Source organism: Solibacillus sp. FSL H8-0538 (genome assembly GCF_038003525.1).
Lineage (GTDB): Bacteria > Bacillota > Bacilli > Bacillales_A > Planococcaceae > JBBOPI01.
In genome coordinates, this window is record NZ_JBBOPI010000001.1 from 2,903,135 (window position 1) to 2,924,444 (window position 21,310).

21 protein-coding genes are annotated in these 21,310 nt (G+C 34.3%); 3 read left to right on the forward strand and 18 right to left on the reverse strand.

What is annotated here, in order from left to right:
* Nucleotide 1 precedes the first annotated feature (1 nt).
* The 7 genes from MHH87_RS13915 to MHH87_RS13945 form a co-directional block, all read right to left on the reverse strand.
* Nucleotides 2-1,006, reverse strand: coding sequence for a ParA family protein (locus MHH87_RS13915; protein WP_340749859.1), 1,005 nt, complete (start codon nucleotides 1,004-1,006; stop codon nucleotides 2-4).
* A gap of 211 nt (nucleotides 1,007-1,217) precedes the next feature.
* The gene (locus MHH87_RS13920; protein ID WP_340749860.1) at nucleotides 1,218-1,490 is read right to left on the reverse strand and encodes a hypothetical protein; all 273 of its coding nucleotides are present in this window, start codon (nucleotides 1,488-1,490) and stop codon (nucleotides 1,218-1,220) included.
* A 239-nt stretch (nucleotides 1,491-1,729) separates the two neighbouring features.
* The gene (locus MHH87_RS13925; RefSeq protein ID WP_340749861.1) at nucleotides 1,730-2,473 is read right to left on the reverse strand and encodes a hypothetical protein; all 744 of its coding nucleotides are present in this window, start codon (nucleotides 2,471-2,473) and stop codon (nucleotides 1,730-1,732) included.
* Nucleotides 2,457-4,217 carry a hypothetical protein gene (locus tag MHH87_RS13930; protein WP_340749862.1) on the reverse strand — a complete coding sequence of 587 codons (1,761 nt, stop codon included), beginning with the start codon at nucleotides 4,215-4,217 and terminating at the stop codon, nucleotides 2,457-2,459. The genes MHH87_RS13925 and MHH87_RS13930 overlap by 17 nt, the downstream gene beginning before the upstream one ends.
* 12 nt (nucleotides 4,218-4,229) lie before the next feature.
* Nucleotides 4,230-6,887 carry a hypothetical protein gene (locus tag MHH87_RS13935; protein ID WP_340749863.1) on the reverse strand — a complete coding sequence of 886 codons (2,658 nt, stop codon included), beginning with the start codon at nucleotides 6,885-6,887 and terminating at the stop codon, nucleotides 4,230-4,232.
* A complete protein-coding gene (locus MHH87_RS13940) occupies nucleotides 6,888-8,210 on the reverse strand; it encodes a hypothetical protein (RefSeq protein WP_340749864.1) in 1,323 nt (440 codons plus the stop codon).
* A 229-nt stretch (nucleotides 8,211-8,439) separates the two neighbouring features.
* Nucleotides 8,440-8,961 carry a DUF72 domain-containing protein gene (locus MHH87_RS13945; protein ID WP_340749865.1) on the reverse strand — a complete coding sequence of 174 codons (522 nt, stop codon included), beginning with the start codon at nucleotides 8,959-8,961 and terminating at the stop codon, nucleotides 8,440-8,442.
* A 523-nt stretch (nucleotides 8,962-9,484) separates the two neighbouring features.
* Here MHH87_RS13945 and MHH87_RS13950 point away from each other — a divergent pair.
* Nucleotides 9,485-10,276 (forward strand): glycerophosphodiester phosphodiesterase, encoded by a 792-nt coding sequence (locus MHH87_RS13950; protein WP_340749866.1) that lies wholly within the window; start codon nucleotides 9,485-9,487, stop codon nucleotides 10,274-10,276.
* Nucleotides 10,277-10,500: 224 nt separating this feature from the next.
* Here the strand turns inward: MHH87_RS13950 and MHH87_RS13955 are convergent, their stop codons facing one another.
* Entirely contained in the window at nucleotides 10,501-10,674 is a 174-nt protein-coding gene (locus MHH87_RS13955) for a hypothetical protein (protein WP_340749867.1), read from the reverse strand.
* 392 nt (nucleotides 10,675-11,066) lie between these two features.
* Here MHH87_RS13955 and MHH87_RS13960 point away from each other — a divergent pair, with 392 nt between their 5' ends.
* Nucleotides 11,067-11,210, forward strand: a complete 144-nt coding sequence (locus tag MHH87_RS13960) for a YjcZ family sporulation protein (protein WP_340749868.1) — start codon at nucleotides 11,067-11,069, stop codon at nucleotides 11,208-11,210.
* Nucleotides 11,211-12,558: 1,348 nt separating this feature from the next.
* Nucleotides 12,559-13,359, forward strand: coding sequence for a LysM peptidoglycan-binding domain-containing protein (locus MHH87_RS13965; RefSeq protein ID WP_340749869.1), 801 nt, complete (start codon nucleotides 12,559-12,561; stop codon nucleotides 13,357-13,359).
* A 277-nt stretch (nucleotides 13,360-13,636) separates the two neighbouring features.
* Here the strand turns inward: MHH87_RS13965 and MHH87_RS13970 are convergent, their stop codons facing one another.
* The 10 genes from MHH87_RS13970 to MHH87_RS14015 all read right to left on the reverse strand — a co-directional run bounded on the left by MHH87_RS13970 (nucleotide 13,637) and on the right by MHH87_RS14015 (nucleotide 21,308).
* Nucleotides 13,637-13,933: a hypothetical protein gene (locus MHH87_RS13970; protein WP_340749870.1), complete on the reverse strand. Its 297-nt coding sequence runs from the start codon at nucleotides 13,931-13,933 to the stop codon at nucleotides 13,637-13,639.
* 32 nt (nucleotides 13,934-13,965) lie between these two features.
* Nucleotides 13,966-14,196 (reverse strand): transposase, encoded by a 231-nt coding sequence (locus tag MHH87_RS13975; RefSeq protein WP_340749871.1) that lies wholly within the window; start codon nucleotides 14,194-14,196, stop codon nucleotides 13,966-13,968.
* 7 nt (nucleotides 14,197-14,203) lie between these two features.
* Nucleotides 14,204-14,515, reverse strand: coding sequence for a transposase (locus tag MHH87_RS13980; RefSeq protein ID WP_340749872.1), 312 nt, complete (start codon nucleotides 14,513-14,515; stop codon nucleotides 14,204-14,206).
* 41 nt (nucleotides 14,516-14,556) lie between these two features.
* On the reverse strand, nucleotides 14,557-14,916 hold the full coding sequence (locus MHH87_RS13985) for a transposase zinc-binding domain-containing protein (protein ID WP_340749873.1): 360 nt from the start codon (nucleotides 14,914-14,916) through the stop codon (nucleotides 14,557-14,559).
* A gap of 138 nt (nucleotides 14,917-15,054) precedes the next feature.
* Nucleotides 15,055-16,452, reverse strand: a complete 1,398-nt coding sequence (gene sufB, locus MHH87_RS13990; protein WP_340749874.1) for a Fe-S cluster assembly protein SufB — start codon at nucleotides 16,450-16,452, stop codon at nucleotides 15,055-15,057.
* A gap of 20 nt (nucleotides 16,453-16,472) precedes the next feature.
* Nucleotides 16,473-16,913, reverse strand: coding sequence for a Fe-S cluster assembly sulfur transfer protein SufU (sufU, locus tag MHH87_RS13995; protein ID WP_340749875.1), 441 nt, complete (start codon nucleotides 16,911-16,913; stop codon nucleotides 16,473-16,475).
* A complete protein-coding gene (locus MHH87_RS14000) occupies nucleotides 16,903-18,132 on the reverse strand; it encodes a cysteine desulfurase (protein ID WP_340749876.1) in 1,230 nt (409 codons plus the stop codon). Before MHH87_RS14000 ends, sufU begins: the two co-directional genes overlap by 11 nt.
* Nucleotides 18,132-19,439, reverse strand: a complete 1,308-nt coding sequence (gene sufD, locus MHH87_RS14005) for a Fe-S cluster assembly protein SufD (protein ID WP_340749877.1) — start codon at nucleotides 19,437-19,439, stop codon at nucleotides 18,132-18,134. Before sufD ends, MHH87_RS14000 begins: the two co-directional genes overlap by 1 nt.
* Nucleotides 19,440-19,457: 18 nt before the next feature.
* The gene (sufC, locus tag MHH87_RS14010; RefSeq protein ID WP_340749878.1) at nucleotides 19,458-20,237 is read right to left on the reverse strand and encodes a Fe-S cluster assembly ATPase SufC; all 780 of its coding nucleotides are present in this window, start codon (nucleotides 20,235-20,237) and stop codon (nucleotides 19,458-19,460) included.
* A gap of 315 nt (nucleotides 20,238-20,552) precedes the next feature.
* Complete coding sequence (locus tag MHH87_RS14015; protein WP_340749879.1) at nucleotides 20,553-21,308, reverse strand: response regulator; 756 nt, start codon at nucleotides 21,306-21,308, stop codon at nucleotides 20,553-20,555.
* Nucleotides 21,309-21,310: the final 2 nt, after the last annotated feature.

Here is a 21,310-nt window from a genome sequence, read left to right on the forward strand (position 1 = left end):
TCTAGCCTCCTAATATTTCAATTAATACATTCGATATTTTCTTATAGGATGGAGTAATTTTTCCCCTAGCTGTATTTTGAGGAATACTTTCTCCACCCGAACGATTATCTTTATTAGCTATATAGTCTTTAAATATATGTTTTGTCTCAAAACTATCTTCACTTTTATTATATCTATATTTATCATAATTTTTACTTGATAGAACCGATTGAATATTTATCTGTGTAATATTCCTATCTAAACTTTCAATTTGATGGCTATTATCTGCATTACCTCTCCTTTCTTTATAAATAGTTTCAAACACCCCCAAAAATTTCGGCTTTGATTTAAAGATCTTAGTTACCATTATGCCACCAACCTGTTCATGCATACTAAACTTATTATAAGTTTTTTCAATTTCAGTGATATAATCAGGTACACCCTTAGTACTTACCTCATCACAAATAGTTGGTACAATATAATAGTCTGAGGATAAAAATACACTTTGTATTAACAAATTGCTTGTAGGTGGACAGTCAAAGAAAATATAATCAAATTTATCCATTCTCCTTATATTTTCGATAAATAATTTCATCAAAAACACATTATTTATATTATCATTCATCCGTTGTGCTAACTCATTTAATCGGCTATTCTCATAGCTTAAACTTGAGGGAATATAATACAAGTTAGATTGTGTTTCCAAACTACACTTTTGGATGGCGTTTTCTATATGTACATTAAATTCGACGATGCCCTCATCAAAATTCCCTGTTAATAACATAAAATCAAATAATGGTGTATTTTTAATATATCGAATATATAGCTCTACAATATAATTAAATGTCTTTTCAACTTGTACATTATTCGATTGATTTGAAGCACATATATTACTTAATGAACATTGTGGGTCCAAATCAATTACCAACACTTTTTTTCCATTTAATGCAAAGTGTCCAGCTACCTGATATACACTTGTAGTTTTCCCTACTCCACCTTTATAATTTCCCCAAAAAATCGTCTTCATTAAACCATCCCCCTTAATTAACTATATAAAAAAATCGATCACACCTACAATAATATACAATTTTCCATTTTTGAACAAAAAATAATTTACCAATCGTTATAACTGTCTCTATTAGTTAACCATTTGAGAGCTTATTCACTTGATTTCAAAGCAAACTTCCCCTAACTAAATTAAAATAAATTTTCAAATTTATCTTTAAGTTTCTCCATATTTATCGAATTTTGTTCCTCCTTCGTTTGCTGTGGTGCAGGGAATAATCATGTAAATTATTTAAACCTAAATTTCTATTAACTGATTCATTAAAATTGATTAAGTTATTTTTCAGCCCCATTTGATTTCTTAAAGTTGCATCTACACTGGCTACAGTAATTTGTTCGTACAATTGCCTGTAGTGCTCTTTTTCTAACTTCAGCTTACCAATATACTCTTCTTGTTCTTTAGCTCTTTCTGTGACCTTCTGGACCGCTTTAAACTTAGCCTTCAATTCATTTCTCTCTTTAAATAAATGTTGAAATAATATTTCGAAATCCTGAAGTTCGTTAATAATTTTATCAGTGTTATTTCCATACAGCTAAAAAATACTTTCAATATTTGGAAAGTACATTTCATCGCCATCTACATTATTAATTTCACGAACAATTGGAGTATTTAATTCTTGTATAAAGCTCTCCAATCTCCTTTTCCAAGTATTTCTGCTTATTGCCACTCGCCCCTTATATATATCTATTTATCATCACGAAAATTATCTGTTATTTGTTGTAGTCTGCTTTTTCTAATCGGAGTAACTATGGTATCTTTTTTTGAATTCTCGTCAATTGTATTTTTCTTTCTATACTCTTCAAACTTTTCATAACCCTCCATTGGATTAGAAAATGCAGTTTCAAAAAACAAATCAACGATAGGTTGTCTCGATTTTCCTGTTGTAATTAAATTTGTCAAAGGAACATCGGTTTTAAGACTTGCGTTGAACCAAGAGAATAATATCATTTGTTGTTGTTTAACTAATGCCTGTAATTCCTTATTTTTTTCATGGTGTACAGACAATTCCTCTTTCATAGTATCTATTTTTACTAATAGATTATTCGATTCTTTAGCCTTTTTCTCATTTATTTTTAAGGCTTCTATTAATCTTTTTTTATCAGATGGTTTCCCCGAAAAGAACTTATTAACACATTCTTCGGTATCCACATAAACACCATGAGATTTATCATTTTTATTAATTATTGTGTTTTCGTATAACTTATTTGTCTTATCAATTATTTCTTTTCCTTGTCTACCATCTCTTCTCCAATAATCTTCACTTAATTTATAGTTTATAACCCTCTCCTCATATAGTTTGTTAGCGAAACGATAGACTTCTGAATACTTAATCCACCCTGTAACTTTTTCCTTTTGAGTAAATAGGTAAATAATATTTTCAATCTCTGCTTGAGGATATATGGAAGGCTTTCTACCCCTTGTTTCCAATTAATTCAATCCTTTCTTTTACTTTTGCGAGATTCACATATTTTCTCACTGCATTGTCTATTCGTTTAGATTTATTAATTAATTCTTTACGAATATCATTGTTATCATTTGAATAAAATTCATCTTTTCCAATATTAGCGTAGATCCCTTTATATAAGTCTTTAAGATTCTCTATCACATTATTTAACTCAGATTCACTGTCTGATAATTTCCTCTCTAAAATACACCTCTTTTCAATAAATTCTTCTTCTGAAATCCTCCATGAAGTACATTGCCAACAATCCTCAACTTTGCACCGTTGGTGCGGGTCAGTACAATAACCATCTATCATTTTCATTTTGAAATTTGTTTGCGACGGTCTTAATACATATTTCTCAATGAAGGACATGCTTATTTGTTGCTCATGGTTGAAATCCGAATCAATTTTATGTTTGTAGCTATCCAAATCACTGTTGGTAATTAACTCTAATACTTCAAGGTCTACAAAACTCTGAATATGGTTAAAGTAATGATTCTGTGTTTGTAATGTAACATGTCCGCCCAGCCTTGCAATCTCGGTAGGATGATAGCCCTGTCTTTTTAGATTGATGAACGCCAAGTGCCTTGTATCACCCACTCTAAGTTGTTGAGAAATACAGGATAAAGTATTTTTACTGGATTCGTTTTTATCTAATCTAACCTTATACTTCAAAAAAACTATATGTTTGTAAAAAGAAGATAAATTATTTCTAAAAAGTGTCAAAGAAAATTTGTATGGTTTAAGTCTAAGTGTATGGTAATAAACATTTTCAACATACTCGCCATTAACGATATTGGGCATTGAAAGATAAGAAATTAATGTTTCTGTTCTTCCATATGATGCTGTTCTATGTTTATATTTTTCTATCTCACTATATAATTTTTCAGAAATCCTAACTTCATTTAAAATTTGTATATTTCTTTTGTTATTCAGCTTTTGTTTATGTCTTGGAAGTTTTATATAATAATTATCACCTTTTTTAAAAATACAGTCTCTGTCTATATTGCAGTATTCACTTGGTCTTATAGGAATCAGAGTAGTTAAGTTCCACCATAACCATACTGGGAACCATTTTCTATATTCTAAATCGGACATCTCATTAGAAAAGTAATCTTCTAAAAGCTTTGAAAAAAAAAGGATATCTTTAGAGGGAGGAAGAAGTCTTGCCTCAACTTTATTTATTACTTTAAATGAATATATCATCGATATATATTCTTCAATTTCAATTGGATAATCATTATAATAATCAAAAAAGTTCAATATACTATTACGAATAGTATTTTTCCTTCTATTTGAGAAAGCAGCGAATTCTTCGGCTATCTCTTCATAATTATTACTTGTAAATCCATTTGTTAAATTAAGAAATGATCTCAATCCTTCGTGTACCATTTGTACAATAACAGTAGAATTATAGCCTTGGTTAATTAATGAAGCAGTCCAACATTTAACTATATTGATAAACTCTGTAGTGTTTATTTTTTTGTTAAATTGTATAGATTTTTTCACTGTATTGAAATCAACAGAAGCTCTTTTAGACTCCAAAGGTAACTCAATGTACCATTTGTTTTCTTTAAATTCACATTTACTTAGTTGATGTATCCTCATTTCATCCTCAAGGATTATTTTCGATTCCTCAATAGAGCTGTTTAAATCATAACTACTATCCGAATATTCCTGAACTTTATCTATTAATTCCTCCATAATATCCGTTATCGTAGTTTCCATAGAATCCCTCTTTCAATCTATAAATTGTAAGTTCTCTGGGTCTGGCTGTTCTTCTAATTCATTTATTACATTATTTAATTCATTATTAATCAACATCACTATTATTTCTTCCCCAAACTTTCTTTTGGCTTCCATAATACTTGTATAATCTCTAAGCAATAAGTTATAAAGTTTATTTTTCTCTCCTAATGGAATATCTGCTTTTCTTGCTATGTCCTTATACTTAATAAGAGTTCGCTTTATCCTCTTAGCAATAACGCTAATTGTATAAAAATGTGGGATAGAAAACGGACAATTACTACATTCAATTTCATTAGAGATGCATTTAGAAAATAAACATTGGTATGTTTGTTCTTTTGCTGGTGAAAGACCAAGATTAATTAAATTTAATTTTTTCTTTAACTCTTCTTTAGGCATTTCTTCAAATAATTTACCTAAATCTTCTCGTTCTTGTGATAAATAATTCAAATAAGCTGTTGTATCTTCCAATTTAACAACGTCACCAAATAAAGCCCTTAGTTCGATTGACTTTTTTGTTTGCTCTATTCTACTGACAGGACTCTCTCCAATTAAGAAATGATTTAATTGAGAATATATAAATCCAAAGTAGCCTGTATCAAATAGCTGCCCCATGATAAAATCTAAATGCTCTGGAGGAAGTTGAATGTAAATGTTAGAAGTTTCCCTGCTTACATGACCCCGTAAATGTTGAGCAATCGTTACCGGATCGCTATCTAAAGTAGATTCAATTACTGAACTTGTATAAGTTAAAACAGTTCTATTCATTTTTCTGGATTCAAATCTAAAATCATCTGAATGATTTTTAAAAAATGAATCATGAGAACTGGAGCTAACTCTATTCTCCTTAGTATAAAAATGAATTAGATTCGATTCATCATCAAGATGTAATTTTCTACACCTAAACTCACATATTAAAATTGCATAAGCCATTGGCAAGGTTAGTAAACTGGAACAATAAAATGTTGCCTTTTCTTTAGTCTTATTATGTTCAAACCATTGTACCTGATAAAAACTTACGATTTTTAATGCATCACTGTAAGTTAATTTAAGGTTTTCTAATGATTCAATAGTATTTATATTCAATTCATCAAACGAGGAACTATGAAAGCGTGGAAAGTCTAAAACAGTGCCATTTCTCCAACCATTGTTCATGTGTAGCAAAACATATAACCACATAGAATCATATTTTTTATATTCCTTACTATTTGTTAATCCTTTTTTAATATCTTCTATCGCTAATCTTTTATGGGTATCATAGTCACTAACATAATTATTCAAACTCAAATATTCCTCAACAGAGTAAATTTCTTTTTCTTTTATGCCTTTGCTATTATTGCTATGTTTAAAATTTATTTTTGACAAGTCAAAAATTCTTTTCCCAAATCTCTGTTCACTATTTTGTGTGATGTTAAACAGGAAAGAACGTAGTTCTTTTCTATGCTTAAACGAGACATGGTTATTAAACAACCCTAAATTAAGTTCTTTCTCAGAGAACTCACTAATTTCTTTACTACCTATAAAATCAACAAAGATTTTTGTGATTTTAGATAAATCTACCACTCTTCTAATACAACTTGTTCTATTTCCGTTCATTTTTTTCAGTTTCCAATCAACATATTGAAACCAAAGTTTTTTAGTTATAGGAGCCTTAAAGACAACATTTTTAATCTTTAAAATTTCTCGGAATAAAAGATGAAAATCATTTGTTGTTACATCACATAATTTTACTATTTCTTTTTCTTTCGTAAGTTCATAAAGGTAGTTATCCATTTCTGCTTTGTAATAAAGAGTAGTTCTACCTTTATATTTATCTATTCGTGCTAAATGTGGAATCTCAGCTGAAAAGGTATATTTTTTTAAAACTTCATGATTCCCTTTTGTTGCACCATAATCGTTATACAATTTAGTTACTTCATCATAGGTGTAAGTTTTTTGTAATAACTCATTACAAGCCTTAATTTGCGAGTCTTTTAAAAATTGAAAATCTTCTTTTTGTATGTATGTTTTCTGATTTCTTCCTTTAAAAATTTCAATGTTATATTCTTTAATTGCCGCATAAAAATTATGAGGAGATAATTTCAAATCTCTCATAGCATCTTTTACTCCTATTTTGTTTTTAAGCACAATTAAGTCTACTTTTTTAACATACATATGTTCATATTTTTTTTGGAATAAAAAAATCCTAATCTTTCTTTTTATTAAACTATCTTTAAAGTGACTAATATCTGAATATATATTGAGTTCGTTAAAGGCTTCAGAAATTGAAATAAACTCCTGCTGAAATTGAAAATAACTACTTTTCTTAATCCAATTTTTTTGTTTTCCGTAAATATGATTATCGAAATTTATCATTTCAAGACATGTTTGTTCAACTAAATTTTTTACACTGGAAATATTCACTCTAGGATTCTCATTCCCTGTAAGGCTGCAAACAAATTCACGTATTGAAATATGATCTTCACGAAACAATTCTATCTTTTTTAGAAATGTTTCAAAAGATTTTATAGAAATATAAGTAAGTCCATTTTCTTCTTTTGCTTCAATTTCACCTTGTTTTATAAGCTCTTGTACTTTTGATTGACTTGCTAATCTATAATTTTTTAATTTATAAATTTCATTTAACTGGTAAAAGAATGCGTATCCTTCCATTTATAAGTTCCTCAAATCTTCGATTTTAGTGTATATTTTATTATTAGCCTGAACAGTTGCTCTTGCTAAAATTTCAATTGCATCTTCAGTTTTCTTTTTAACATTCTGCTCTTCAATATAACTTTGTGCTGATTCTATATTTGAATCTCCTCTCGCAATAGCAACTTCACTTGCAGACCATCTGAGTAAAAACACAAGCATATTAGTGTAAATCCCTCTTCCAATATGCGTAGACCAAGGTTTTGAGGTTAAAAGCAAATAATCCTTTTCACTTGCTTCTAAAACATACTCCAAGAATTTATCTTTTATCTTTGTATAACGTTCCCAATATGCCATTCCTGTAATTGGCTTTCCAGTGTGAATAGAACAAAACATCGCTTTGTTATTTTTTATTTTTCCTGCTCTTTCTAACCTTAGTAAAATCTCTTTATGCTTTTCATACAACTCTAATACAATTGGTACTTTAAATATTGCTTGAGTCCTTACTTTTTTCACTTGTTCAAAAACAGTAAGTTCCTTATCAGAAAAAAGTATTCTCCAATTGTCTTGTATATTAATTGTAAACTCTCCCGAACCGTTCTTCTGAGGTTCTTTAATGCTCCTTCGTAACAGATTTACAACTTCTCCTCTCCTTAACCCTCCATAGAATTGAAAAGCAATTCCTAACGCGATATCAGGGGCTTCTAATTCTGCAACTCTTAAAAATAGATTTACAAGATCTAATCTACCCATACCAAAATCATGTAACTTTCTTTCTTTTATTTGCTGTTTATTTATTTTTTTATTGGGATACTCTGTACCAAGTTCAAAATTATCAAAAGGTGAGATGGTTATTATTTTCCTGTCACCTTTAAAGTTTCTTATTTCTTCCCTATATTGTACATTTTCTTTAATAATTTGTTGTTCCTTTAACCAACGAAAGAATCTTACAAGAATACGCTCAGAACGAAAAACTTGTGAAGGTTGAATCTGTTCTAATTTTACCCTATTAGTTAAGAACGAAATATACCTTGCTCCATGTTGTAGTTCTAATCCATAAATACCTTCCTTCTCCAAATGTAAAAACATTTCATCTTCGTTCTCAATACACTCTAAAATAAAATGTAGAAACTTTTTTATCTCTTCTGCATAATTTTGCTGAGTGTTAATAGATAACGATTTTCTATCCAATTCGCTTTTTATAAAATTTGTTAATGGATGTGGGTATAATAAACCCGTTTCCTTGTCTTTAGTACACAAAAATACTTTCACATTTGAAATTAGTTCGCCATTCCTAATTTCATTTATTTTCATTTGTTTTACTACAAATTCAAAATCTCCCATAATGCCCTCCTCAGAAAATAACTACACCTCTACTCTTTAGAGGACTTTATTCCCCTAGCACCCATAAGTAAATATTCTCAACACATTATTCATCTAATATTATCTTAATAAAGAAATATTTACCACAAAAAAAGGACTATTCGTGTGAAATAGTCCTCCCAAAATACATTGATATATATGGTTATTAATATATATATATATAACCATGTTTATATTGTACCAATATCCCCTAATATAAATCACAAACCGTGTGAATCAATTCATGCGTTTTAAGAAAAGCAAGCGTTTTATCCTTCATAGTATTAGCGTACCATGTTTGATTACGAAATTCGATCGCTATTGGAAAACCCTGTAATTGTTGTTTCACATAGCGAATATATTGTACATTTTTACTCGTACAATCAAACCAAGGAGGAAACTGAACAAGAATCATCGCTAGCTTGCCATACTTTTGAAACACTACGGCACATTCTTTAAATGCATTGAACATATCATTGCGCGTTTCGTAAGGCAAATCATCGCGTAAGTGCCCAGTCATCCCTTGAAAAGCTTTCACAACAAAACGAAAATTATCTGGTGTATCCTTGCACCATTTCTCTATATTAGCGGACGACGGAATGGCATAAAAAGATGTATCTACTTCGACAGTCGGAAAATGGCCACTGTAATCAAATAATTTGTCCCGTGCAGACGTTACCTGACTATATAATGTTGGATGATCGCCCCAGCCTGTTAAACCTATATAAATCAACGTCTTCACTCCTTTTCCCTATCATAGCATACTAATAGTTGTTAATAAAAACGTGCCTTCCCACCGTTATTGAATTTGCTTATGTAGTTAAAAGTGACTCTAATTAATCGTTTTACGCATGGGGTAATAAACGAAAGACTCGAATAATAAAATGCATCAGTTGTAGAGAATTTCTAAAGTAATTTATGGGTCTCTACCCAAACAGTTGCTTTACTTTAAAAGAAAGTGTACTACTTTATAAGCACATGGAACGGAAGGCGGCGAGTGTAGCTGACGGCATTCGCCTTTCGCTACAGAGCATAGCTTCCTGCGGGAAAAGCAAGCGAACCGAGACCCTGGACTGAGGCCAACACGATGTTGGTCACAAAGGCGTTGCCACAGGACGTGGCGTACTTAGCCTTTGTTCCTTTGTTCCACTGAAGCGGCTCGGTGCTTGCCCGCGGAAAGCGTCCGCCTGGAGTGCAATGTGCAGTTAAGTACAGATTTTTGCGTAGCGCCTTATTTATTAAAGGAGATTATCCAAATGAAACGGATAGCTATTATTTTAGTTGTCGTCATAGTTGGTCTATCGCTATTTTTATTCATGAACAATCAAAACCAGCTTCCACAACAATTTTTACAAATTTCGCATCGAGGAGCCTCTGCTTATGAATTAGAACATTCGCTAGCCGCTTATGAGTTAGCTCTTGCTCAAGGGACTGATTACTTAGAGGTGGATGTTCAGCTAACCAAGGATGGACAGTTAGTTGTAGTTCATGATGATGTTCCTACCTTTGGGGATGGACGGCGCGTTGAACACTATTTATTTAGCGAACTGCAACAGGCCCATAGAGCGGATTACGGTGTTCCATTATTAACGGTAGAGGATGCATTTCAGACATTTCCATTTGCAAAATTTTATATTGAAACTAAATCCAATAGCAAAGACCTCAACGAAAAGCTACTACGTTTAATCGAGCAATATCATTTAGAAGATTCTACTATTATTCAATCCTTTCATAAAGGTAGTCTTAAGTGGTTTCGAAAGAACAATGATTCCATTCCGCTTATTCAACTACTATCTAAAATAGAGACTGCTAGATTGAGCCGATTAGACTTGTTTTTTATTAAACGCTATGCAGATGGCGTTGGGGTAAACGATGCAGTATTTAAGCTTGAAGACGTGGAGAAAATTCACCGAACGCAGTTGAAAGTTCATGTATATACGGTGGATGATGCTGAGCGAATGAGAGAACTAATAGAAGCTGAAGTAGATGGAATTTTTACGAATCGGCCGGATGTGCTACACCGTTTGATTGAAGGAACAGTATATTAAATAAAACATTAAAAGATAAACGATTTTTCTGCAGAAGTTTTTACACATTGCCCATAGTAGAAAGTCAGTAAAATCAACGCATTGCGAATTACTCTTTTCAAATAAATTTATTCTTTTTCAAACGCTATCGGCACGTTATACATCAAAGACCACCCATTACGGAGTGGTCTTTTTCTGAGATATTTAACTGGAGCACTCGTTATTTTAAAAATGCAAAATCTTAACTATTGGTTATCATCTTGTTGATCATTTTGATTATCATTTTGATTTTGATCTTCTTGTTGTTCAGAAGGTTCTTCAGTTGGATCTGGCTCCTGTTCATCATTAGGTGTACCACATCCGAACAATAATCCAATAGATAGTATTGCTGTAAACGTACCTAATATCCTTTTTTTCATGTATTCACCTCATTCTAAGGAAATTTTATTCACCATTATTATTGTCTATATTTTTATTACGTATACGGTATAAGCAGCAGACCGAGTTAGATTTAAATAAAAGTAAGAAAATTGAACAAAATAGACCTTAAAACTTCTATCAAAAGTTTCATTGTAACTATAGAATATTTTGCAAGTCTAAATGAAACTTGCAATGTAAGTACTTAAATATAGATCTACGTCAAGATTTCAGACAAACTTCAGTTAACTTTTTTAATGCGCAACTTCCATTTTGCAGATTAGCTGCATCATAAATTCTTTGGATGTTACAGCAACAAAGACCTGTTCATGTTCTTTTGCCCTACCCTTCCTCCCCTTTGATGAATAGAATAATGAGGAAAGGAGGTGTTTTTATGGGGTACTCTGGAAATGTAGGCAGTTATAATTGTAATTACGGAGACAATAATTATGGCTATGGTTCAACATTCGTCCTAATCGTTGTCCTATTCATTCTTCTAATTATTGTCGGCGCTACTTTCATGCATAAAGGGTATTAACGTTTCTATTGTTTTAGTGTAAAAAATTAGGCTATATCTTCTATTTAGATTGTATGTTAATGGATATGGATAAAGTTTTCACCATTGTCCTAGATGTTTCTAAAATCAAATAGCCTCCAAAATCTCTTTCGTAAGCTATAACCCCATTGTAATTGTAGTGTAAAGCTAATTTATCCCCACACCTCTTGGGTTATTATTTTGGGTCATTTTGTATAGGAAGTGATCCTTTTTCTCCCTTTACTGAACAATATCTATAAATTACCCAATAAAACTTTCTGCATACTCGAGCGTCATGCCTTCGATAAATTACTTGTAGACAATTTGATTTTCTAATCCACCGAAGGAAGGTAATCCCGTATTCAAATAACACAAATAAACATGCAGCGCCTCCCGGTATTATAAAGCAATTTTAGCCAAGCGTTCGAAGGTTTGTATGAAGCCAGCATCCCAAGCGTTGGGCACGTAATACAAGAGATTGGGCGGTACGCGAACAAGTGGCGTTAAATCAGGTACGTGAGGAAGAACAGAAGGCTTCATTACGGAAAACTTGATGTCCATTTATCCTGGTGGTATGGATCAAAAGAACGCTTTTCCCTTTTGATCCACATCACCAGGCGGGCAAACGCAGTGCGCTTAGCTTGAAAAGATATGTGGCAAGAGCAGGATAAAAAATAAGAGCACTATATCTACTACATGCGACAACTATATTGACAAACACCGTGTCCTTACTTATGTGGATGAGAAAGTTATACTTTCTTATTCACTAAAAAAAGCGACTAACACCAAAGTTGGCATTAGTCGCTGTTAATTTTGCAGGAAGGCTCGGATTACCCGATAGACCCTTCCATCTCGAATTTGAATAATTTTGAAAATAATAATAGATTAAATCACATGGAAAAAGGCTTTAAATCAATGTTTTTAATAATATATTCGTCAAAATCCATCATACAAAATCAAACGAATTTGGCACGTGCTGAATTCGCATGAAATAAGGGTTTTGAAAAACATGAATTCACTGAATGGGAACTGTGAGTTCTTTTCATTTTACTCATAAATTTTCAGGTACTTTTGTGTGTCTTATTAAATTAACGCACCCCGTTAGTTGCACAAGGACTATCCTATTAATTGTACAATTGAATCGTATTGTTCATTATCTATTCTAATTCCTTTGAATTTCCCGAATCACTCTATAAACTATTAAAGCCATAGTAGTGTTTTTATTCTTCCTATCGGTAAAAAAGGCTAAAGACAACCATTTTTCCATGTTCTTCATGGTGTGTTTGCCCATACTTTTTTCGTTGAAAATCATAACCTATTTAAGTAACCAAAAAAATGGAGGAATATGACTATGACAATAATAACAAAAAAAGAATTTATTTATACAATTCGTAAAGGGGATACTCTTACTTCGATTGCAAAGAGATTTGGAAGCTCTGGAGATGCAATCGCACAAGCCAACCACTTAATGCCACCCGTTACAGACCCTAACCTTATCTTTCCAGGGAATGTACTTGTAGTTCCCAGCCTTTCAGTTTCAGGAAAAGCATCCTATGTTGTAAAATCTGGTGACACTGTCAGTGGAATTGCTTTGAGATTTAGCACATTTACTGATTTAGTTTCAGGTATCAATAACTTGACTAACCCTAACCTAATTATTCCTGATCAACAGTTACTGGTTCCTGTTTTTATCTATGAAATTAAATTGGGGGATACGCTATCTGCTATTTCGAGCAGATTTGGAATTCCACTTTCAAGAATCATTAAAGCAAATCAGGGGCGCCCGGGTTTTCAGAAAGACCTTATTTGGCCGAAGTTTCATTTGATTATCCCCCTGCCGACATCCAAAAATATTGTTGTATGGACTCCTCTTCCTGGGACAAAGATTGCTAGCGGGCAACGCGTAAAAGGACAAGCAAGAGCATTCGAAGCGGCTCTTAATCATGAACTAAGAGATGCAAATGGAGTTATTGTTTCAAATGAGGGCTTTATAACAGCCGATGCAGGAGCCCCTGTGTATGGAAATTTCAGCAGCACGTTGCCCTTTGACAGAAAACCTACATCAACAACAGGGGAACTTCACGTTTTTACTAGAAGCGCTAAAGATGGAAGTATCCAAGATCTTGTAAAAATAAAAGTTCTTTTTAAATAAAATAAGTACCCTGCTTACCCAACAATCATTTGGCTATTCTTGATTTTTTTCAATTCGGGAAAGCCTTTATTTTCACACATTCGCCTAACTTAGTGCGCAATATTTGTCAAATGCACATTAATGAAGTGTTGTTCCTTCTTACACTAACCTGACTCTTTAGTTCAATAACAATTATTTCAAATTGCGAAAAAATTTACAACATTTTCTTTCAAGTATTTGGCCCTTTTAGTTGAAGAACAAAAACGCTAGCACCTCTTTATACACGACCCAAGTGGACTTATTCGCTTGGGTTATTTCTCGTTTGAAACATTTCACCGTTACATTTCGGGCATTCCAGAGATACTTCTTCTCCCTGTTTTTTATCCACCATAAATTTACCAATTAAATAAGCAGGTACCTCATCGATTTCATGACATTTTGTGCATACGAAAGAAACCAGCTCGATTGGTTCATTTAAACCAAATGGATCCTTCTCAAATGCTTCAATCATTCGTTGGCGGTATGATTTTTTCTTCGGTACTTTCCCAAATAAAAGTGATAGTTGTTTTGTACGCACAAATTCATACAAAACCATAGCTTGATTCGTTTTTCATAGCTTCTCCTACTTTATAACCCAAAACGCCCAACCATTCGAAAATGCTTGGGCGGGATGTACTGAAGTAAATTGAATAGAAAACGATAATTCGGTTGTTTCGTTACCACTTTCTTTCCCGTTCGATGATCTTCATACCAAAATGTCACATGTGTCTTGTCGTATCCTTGAATGCGATATTCCGCAATCGCTGGACGCGCTAAATAACGACCAATATATTTCGCTGCCTTCTTCGCATTCTGCATCTTTTTTTCAGCATTCACATAAAAAAACTTTCGTATAGCGTCTATATAAATCATTAATTAATTTTTGAACAGCCGTGTTATTGGGAAACCACCTTTTCATCGAGTCCATCACAATTTTCTGCCAAGACTTCTGTAAATATTCATAAGAAATAAATGTTAGTGGTTTCCAATCATTTGAAGAATCCATTCCACCTTCTGTCACAAGTACATGAATATGTGGATTGAACTTTAAATCTCGTCCGAATGTGTGAATGATTGTAATAATACCAGGCTTGATTTGAAGCTGTTTATTTCTACGCTCATAGTAATAATCAAACACTTGCGCAACTAATTAACTGAATTCGTTTAACTTTTTTCGATCTAGAAAAAATACATTTCGTATTTCTTCTGGAATCGTAAACACCATATGACGATGTGGCACATTGAAAACAGGCTCCTGTTGTTTATCTGACCAATCATCCGTATATTTTTTTCGCATTTATTACAAAAACGGCTTTTACAAGAGAAGTAAACAAAAACGGGTTTTGAACCACCAGGACAACCAAGACATTCATAACGTATGTGCCCCATATCTTTTGAACCGCATCGAATGGTTTTTTGAACTGTTTCTAAAATATCTTGACGATAAGCTGCAGGAAATGCCTCTTGGTTCATCCGCCAAAATCCATCAAAATGATCGTTTAACATTCGTTTGATAATTCCTCGATGATCAAATTGCATTTCCAACACCTCCATCATTAATGTTATTTTACACCAAAGTTATCCCCAGGCTAGAATTATATTATTTCCTTTACAATAAAAAAGCGACTAACACCAAAGTTGGCATTAGTCACTGTTAATTTTGTTGTAAGGTTTGGATTACCCGATAGAACCTTCCATCTCAAACTTGATAAGACGGTTCATTTCTACTGCGTATTCCATTGGAAGTTCTTTCGTGAATGGTTCAATGAAGCCCATTACGATCATTTCAGTTGCTTCTTGTTCAGAAATACCACGAGACATTAGATAGAATAATTGTTCTTCAGATACTTTTGAAACTTTCGCTTCGTGCTCTAAAGATACATTATCATTTAAGATCTCGTTGTATGGAATTGTATCTGATGTGGATTCGTTATCCATAATTAATGTATCGCATTCGATGTTTGCACGAGCACCAGTAGCTTTAGGGCCGAAACGTACTTGACCCATGTAAGAAACTTTACCGCCTTGTTTAGCGATTGATTTCGATACGATTGTTGAAGATGTGTTTGGTGCTAAGTGAATCATTTTCGCACCAGCATGTTGGTGTTGGCCTTTACCTGCGATTGCGATTGATAATGTCATACCACGAGCGCCTTCACCTTTAAGGATACAAGCTGGGTATTTCATCGTAAGTTTAGAACCGATGTTACCATCAATCCATTCCATTGTACCGTTTTCTTCAACAACTGTACGTTTCGTTACTAAGTTGTACACGTTATTCGCCCAGTTTTGAATTGTAGTGTAACGGCAATATGCATCTTTTTTAACGATGATTTCTACTACAGCTGAGTGTAGAGAGTTTGTTGTATAAACAGGGGCTGTACAACCTTCTACATAGTGTACAGAAGCACCTTCATCAATAATGATTAATGTACGTTCGAATTGACCCATGTTTTCAGAGTTAATACGGAAGTATGCTTGTAACGGTGTTTCCACTTTTACGCCTGGTGGTACGTAAATGAATGAACCGCCTGACCATACTGCTGAGTTAAGTGCTGAGAACTTATTATCTGAAGCTGGAATTACTGTACCCCAGTATTTTTTGAAGATGTCTTCGTTTTCACGAAGTGCTGAGTCTGTATCTTTAAATACGATCCCCAAATCTTCAAGATCTTTTTTCATGTTATGGTAAACTACTTCAGATTCGTACTGAGCAGATACACCTGCTAGATATTTTTGTTCTGCCTCAGGAATACCTAATTTATCAAATGTAGCTTTGATTTCTTCAGGTACTTCATCCCAAGATTTTTGAGTTGCTTCTGATGGTTTTACGTAATACGTAATTTCATCGAAGTTTAAAGAAGCTAGTTCTCCACCCCATTGTGGCATTGGTTTTGCATAGAAAATTTCAAGAGCCTTTAAGCGGTAGTCTAACATCCACTGTGGTTCTTTTTTCATATTTGAGATTTCACGAACGATGTCTTCAGTAAGTCCACGTTTTGAACGGAAAATTGATACGTCCTTGTCATGGAAGCCATACTTGTAATCGCCGATATCAGGCATTTTTTTAGCCATTTTTTCTCCTCCGTTCAGGTTTATTTCACTTCGTTTTGCACGCCTTTTTCCATTGCTTTCCAAGCCAATGTTGCGCATTTAATTCGTGCTGGGAATTTAGCTACACCTTGAAGTGCTTCTACATCCCCTAAATCATATTTATCTGTATCAATCTCTTCACCAAGCATCATTTTCGAGAAAAGTTCCGCTAGCTCAAGCGCTTCGTCTAATTTTTTACCTTTAACGATTTGCGTCATCATTGATGCAGAAGACATAGAAATCGAACAGCCTTCGCCGTCAAATTTCGCATTCTGCACAAGACCATCGTTAATTTGTAGTGTTAAATGGATACGGTCACCACAAGTTGGGTTATTCATATCGATTGTGACACTGTTTTCTTCTAAAGCCCCTTTGTTACGCGGGTTTTTATAATGATCCATAATAACTGAGCGGTATAGTTGATCTAAATTATTAAAAGACATCGTTAAAATACTCCTTCGCCGAACGCAATCCTGCAACTAAAGCATCGATATCCGCTTCGTCATTATACATATAGAAGCTTGCACGTGCTGTTGCTGACACAGATAACCATTTCATAAGAGGTTGAGCACAGTGATGCCCTGCACGTACGGCAATCCCACTCATATCTAGAACAGTTGCGACATCATGAGGATGCACATCATCTAAATTGAATGTTACGAGACCGCATCGTTTCATTGGATCACGTGGACCAAAGATTGTAAGACCACTAATCGTTTCTAGCTGGTCCATCGCATAACCTGCAAGCTGATGCTCATGAGCTGCGATATTATCTAGTCCAATTTCGTTTAAGAAATCGATTGCTGCACCTAAACCAACTGCACCTGCAATGATTGGTGTGCCGCCTTCAAATTTCCACGGAAGCTCTTTCCATGTTGACTCGTTTAAACCTACGAAATCAATCATTTCTCCGCCAAATTCAACTGGTTCCATGTTTTCAAGAAGCGTTTTTTTACCATATAGTACACCAATTCCAGTAGGAGCACACATTTTATGTCCTGACATTGCAAAGAAATCACAGTCTAAGTCCTGTACATCCACTTTTAAGTGTGGTGCAGCTTGTGCTCCGTCCACTACCATGATGGCACCGTTTTCGTGTGCAATTTTCGCAATTTCTTTTACTGGATTAATTGAACCTAGTACATTTGAAACATACATAACAGAAACAATTTTTGTTTTTGGCGTAATCGTCTCACGTACTGTCTCAAGAGAGATTGTCCCGTCTGCTTCGAGGTCGATATATTTTAGGACAGCGCCTTTTTCTTTTGCCAGCTGCTGCCAAGGAATAATGTTTGAGTGATGTTCCATGTAAGAAATAACAATTTCATCACCCTCGCACAAGTTTTGACGGCCATAGCCAGCAGCAACTGTGTTAAGAGACGTTGTAGTACCGCGTGTAAAGATGACTTCCTCAGTAGAAGAAGCATTAATGAATTTACGTACTTTTTCGCGTGCGCCTTCATATAAATCTGTTGCACGGTTACCTAAAGTATGAACTCCGCGATGCACGTTCGAATTGTCCAAGTTATAGTAGTTTGTTAATGCCTCGATTACTTGAACCGGCTTTTGTGACGTCGCTGCGCTATCAAGGTATACGAGCGGATGCCCATTTACTTCTTGATTCAAAATTGGGAAATAGCGTTTAATGTCTTTTAGTATCATTATCGAACTTTCCTTTCGATAACCTCCGTCAGTTGTTTTTTAACACCTTCGATTGGCAGGTTGTTTACAACTGGCGCAAGGAATCCGTGAATTACAAGGCGCTCTGCTTCTGTTTTCGAGATACCACGGCTCATTAGGTAGTAAAGTTGAATCGGGTCAACACGTCCTACAGATGCTGCGTGTCCTGCTGTTACATCATCTTCATCGATTAAAAGGATTGGGTTTGCATCGCCACGTGCTTTTTCAGAAAGCATTAATACGCGAGATTCTTGTTCTGCGTTCGCTTTTGTAGCACCGTGTTCGATTTTACCAATTCCGTTAAAGATTGTTTGTGCTGCGTCTTTCATAACGCCATGCTTCAGAATAAGACCTTCAGAGTTTTTACCCCAGTGGCGAACTTCAGTTGTGAAGTTTTGTTTTTGGTTTCCGCGTCCAACAACTACTGTTTTTGTATCAGCGAATGAACCATCCCCAATTAAATGTGTAATGTTTTCTGAAATTGTATCTGAATCGTTCATTAAACCAAGAGCCCAGTTAATTTTTGCATCACGAGCCATGTTAGCACGACGGTTTACGTATGTTGTGAAGCCTTTTGCAAGAACATCTACTGCACCGTATGTAACTTGGGCATTATCTAACGCTACTACTTCCGCAATGATGTTTGCTTGACCTTTTGATTCTTCCACAGTTGAAACATAAGTCTCTACATAAGTTACAACTGAAGATTGTTCAGCAACAACTAATACATGGTTGAATAGTGAAGCTTCTGCGTTATCGTTTACAAACACAACTTGAAGCGGTTTTTCTACGATTACGTTACGTGGTACGTATACAAATACACCACCATTAACAAGTGCCGCATGGTAAGACGTTAATTTGTGCTCATCTACTTTTACAGCAGTTGTCATGAAGTATTTTTGAACTAGATCGCTATGTTCGCGAATCGCAGTTTGAATGTCAGTGAAAATAACACCTTTTGCTTTAAGTACTTCAGAAACTTTACTAAACGCCGGTGTATTGTTGCGTTGGATATAAAGGTTTTCTTGGCCTTCTGTATCGATTAATGCTTGTACTTCTTCAGGAAGTTCCTCTAATGAAGTAAATCCTTTGCTTTCCACTGTGTGAATAGGGAAATCTAAGAAGTTCCATTTCGTAATATTTGTTTTATCAGGCGTTGGCATGGGTAGCTCAGCCGCTTTAGTAAGAGCTGCTTCACGGAAATCAGCAAACCAAGTTGGTTCGTTGTGGCTTTGCGAGAACGAGCGTACTTCTTGTGCTGATAACGCCAATTTTGTTTCAACCGTCATCTCATTCGTCCTCCTTAGTTATGCTTCTGTTCCAACAGTCTCGTCTTCAATGCCTAGCTCTTGTTTGATCCAGTCATATCCTTCAGCTTCAAGTTTTTGAGCTAATTCTTGACCACCCGATTTAACAACTTTACCTTGCATCATAACGTGTACATGGTCAGGCGTGATGTAGTTAAGTAAACGTTGGTAGTGAGTGATCATTAGGCAACCGAATCCTTCGCCGCGCATTTCATTGATTCCTTTCGATACAACTTTAAGTGCATCGATATCAAGTCCTGAGTCAATCTCATCAAGGATAGCGAATGTTGGTTTGATCATCATTAATTGAAGGATTTCGTTACGTTTCTTTTCCCCGCCAGAGAAGCCTTCATTAAGGTAACGTTGAGCCATTTCTTCTGGCATTTCTAAGAAGTCCATTGTTTTGTCTAATTCACGGATGAATTTCATTAGAGAAATTTCTTGACCTTCTTCACGACGTGCGTTGATAGCAGAACGTAAGAAGTCCGCATTTGTAACACCAGCAATTTCTGATGGATATTGCATAGCTAAGAAAAGTCCTGCTAGAGCACGCTCGTCAACTTCCATATCTAATACGTTTTCGCCATCCATTAAAACTTCACCTTGCGTTACTACGTATTTAGGATGCCCCATAATTGCAGATGCTAACGTCGATTTACCAGTACCGTTAGGACCCATAATTGCGTGGATTTCATTTGTGTTAATTGTTAGGTTTACACCTTTTAAAATCTCTTTACCGTCGATTTCAACGTGAAGATCTTTAATTTCTAAAGTTGCCATTAGATTACCTCCATAAGTTCATTGCATGGGCAAAACCATTGCTAATTTATTGTCATTACAATCTTAACTGAAAAGGGTATAGGTTGCAAACAGTTTAGAATGATTTTAATTAAAAAATCTTTCGCACATTTTGGAAATGCTAACAAGAAGTTTATTTATACGATATTAATAGGAGTTTGAATTAATTTTTCATTTTCAATTCGAAATAGATAAATGAGAATTAATTTCACTATTCTAGTTGCATTTTTTCATTAAGACTATTTACGCTACCAATTAAGGCGACATACGTAGTCCCACTGTATGTCAGCCATTGCATCATCTTGTATAAGCCCATAAATAGCCTTTTGTTTCTAAAAGGGGCACTTTAACATTTAATGGAGGCAGTCGTAAAATTGCATTATTTGCTATTAGCTCATAACCATCATTGATCCGTTCAATTTGAATAGGCAGATGAAGCTCTATAAAAAGCTGCCGCATTCGATAAATCGTATTATACAAGTTCGCTAGTGCCCTCTTTTCCTCATGATTCGGCCAAATATCATCTAAAATACTGTATTTTGATACAACCTTCCCTTCTTGGACAAGTAAATAATAAAATAGTTCTTCCGTTATTTTCGTAGGCCATTTCACTGTTTGACCATTTATACGTACTTCAGCCTCTCCATACAATTTAACTTCTAACCTTGCCTCATCTTGTTGTTTATTTACTCCATAATATTTAGAAAGTCTTTCGTCAAGTTGGCGAACCATATTTGGAGTCATTGGTTTTAGTACGTAATCTAACGCTTGTACACGAAATGCATCTACTGCGTATTGTGAGTACGCTGTGGAAAAAATAATCGGTACATCAATTCCCTCATCTACAAGTTTTTTTGCAAGCTCAATTCCAGTCATTTTAGGCATCTCGATATCTAATAAAAACGCATCTGCCTGAATTTTTGTTAGCTCTAAGGCTGCTATTGTAGGAGATGAATAGCTAGCAATCACTTGAAAGCGATGATCTTTTTCAAGAATTCGTTTGTGCAAATCTAAAATCGGTTGTTCATCCTCCACCATTGCAATTTTCCACATCG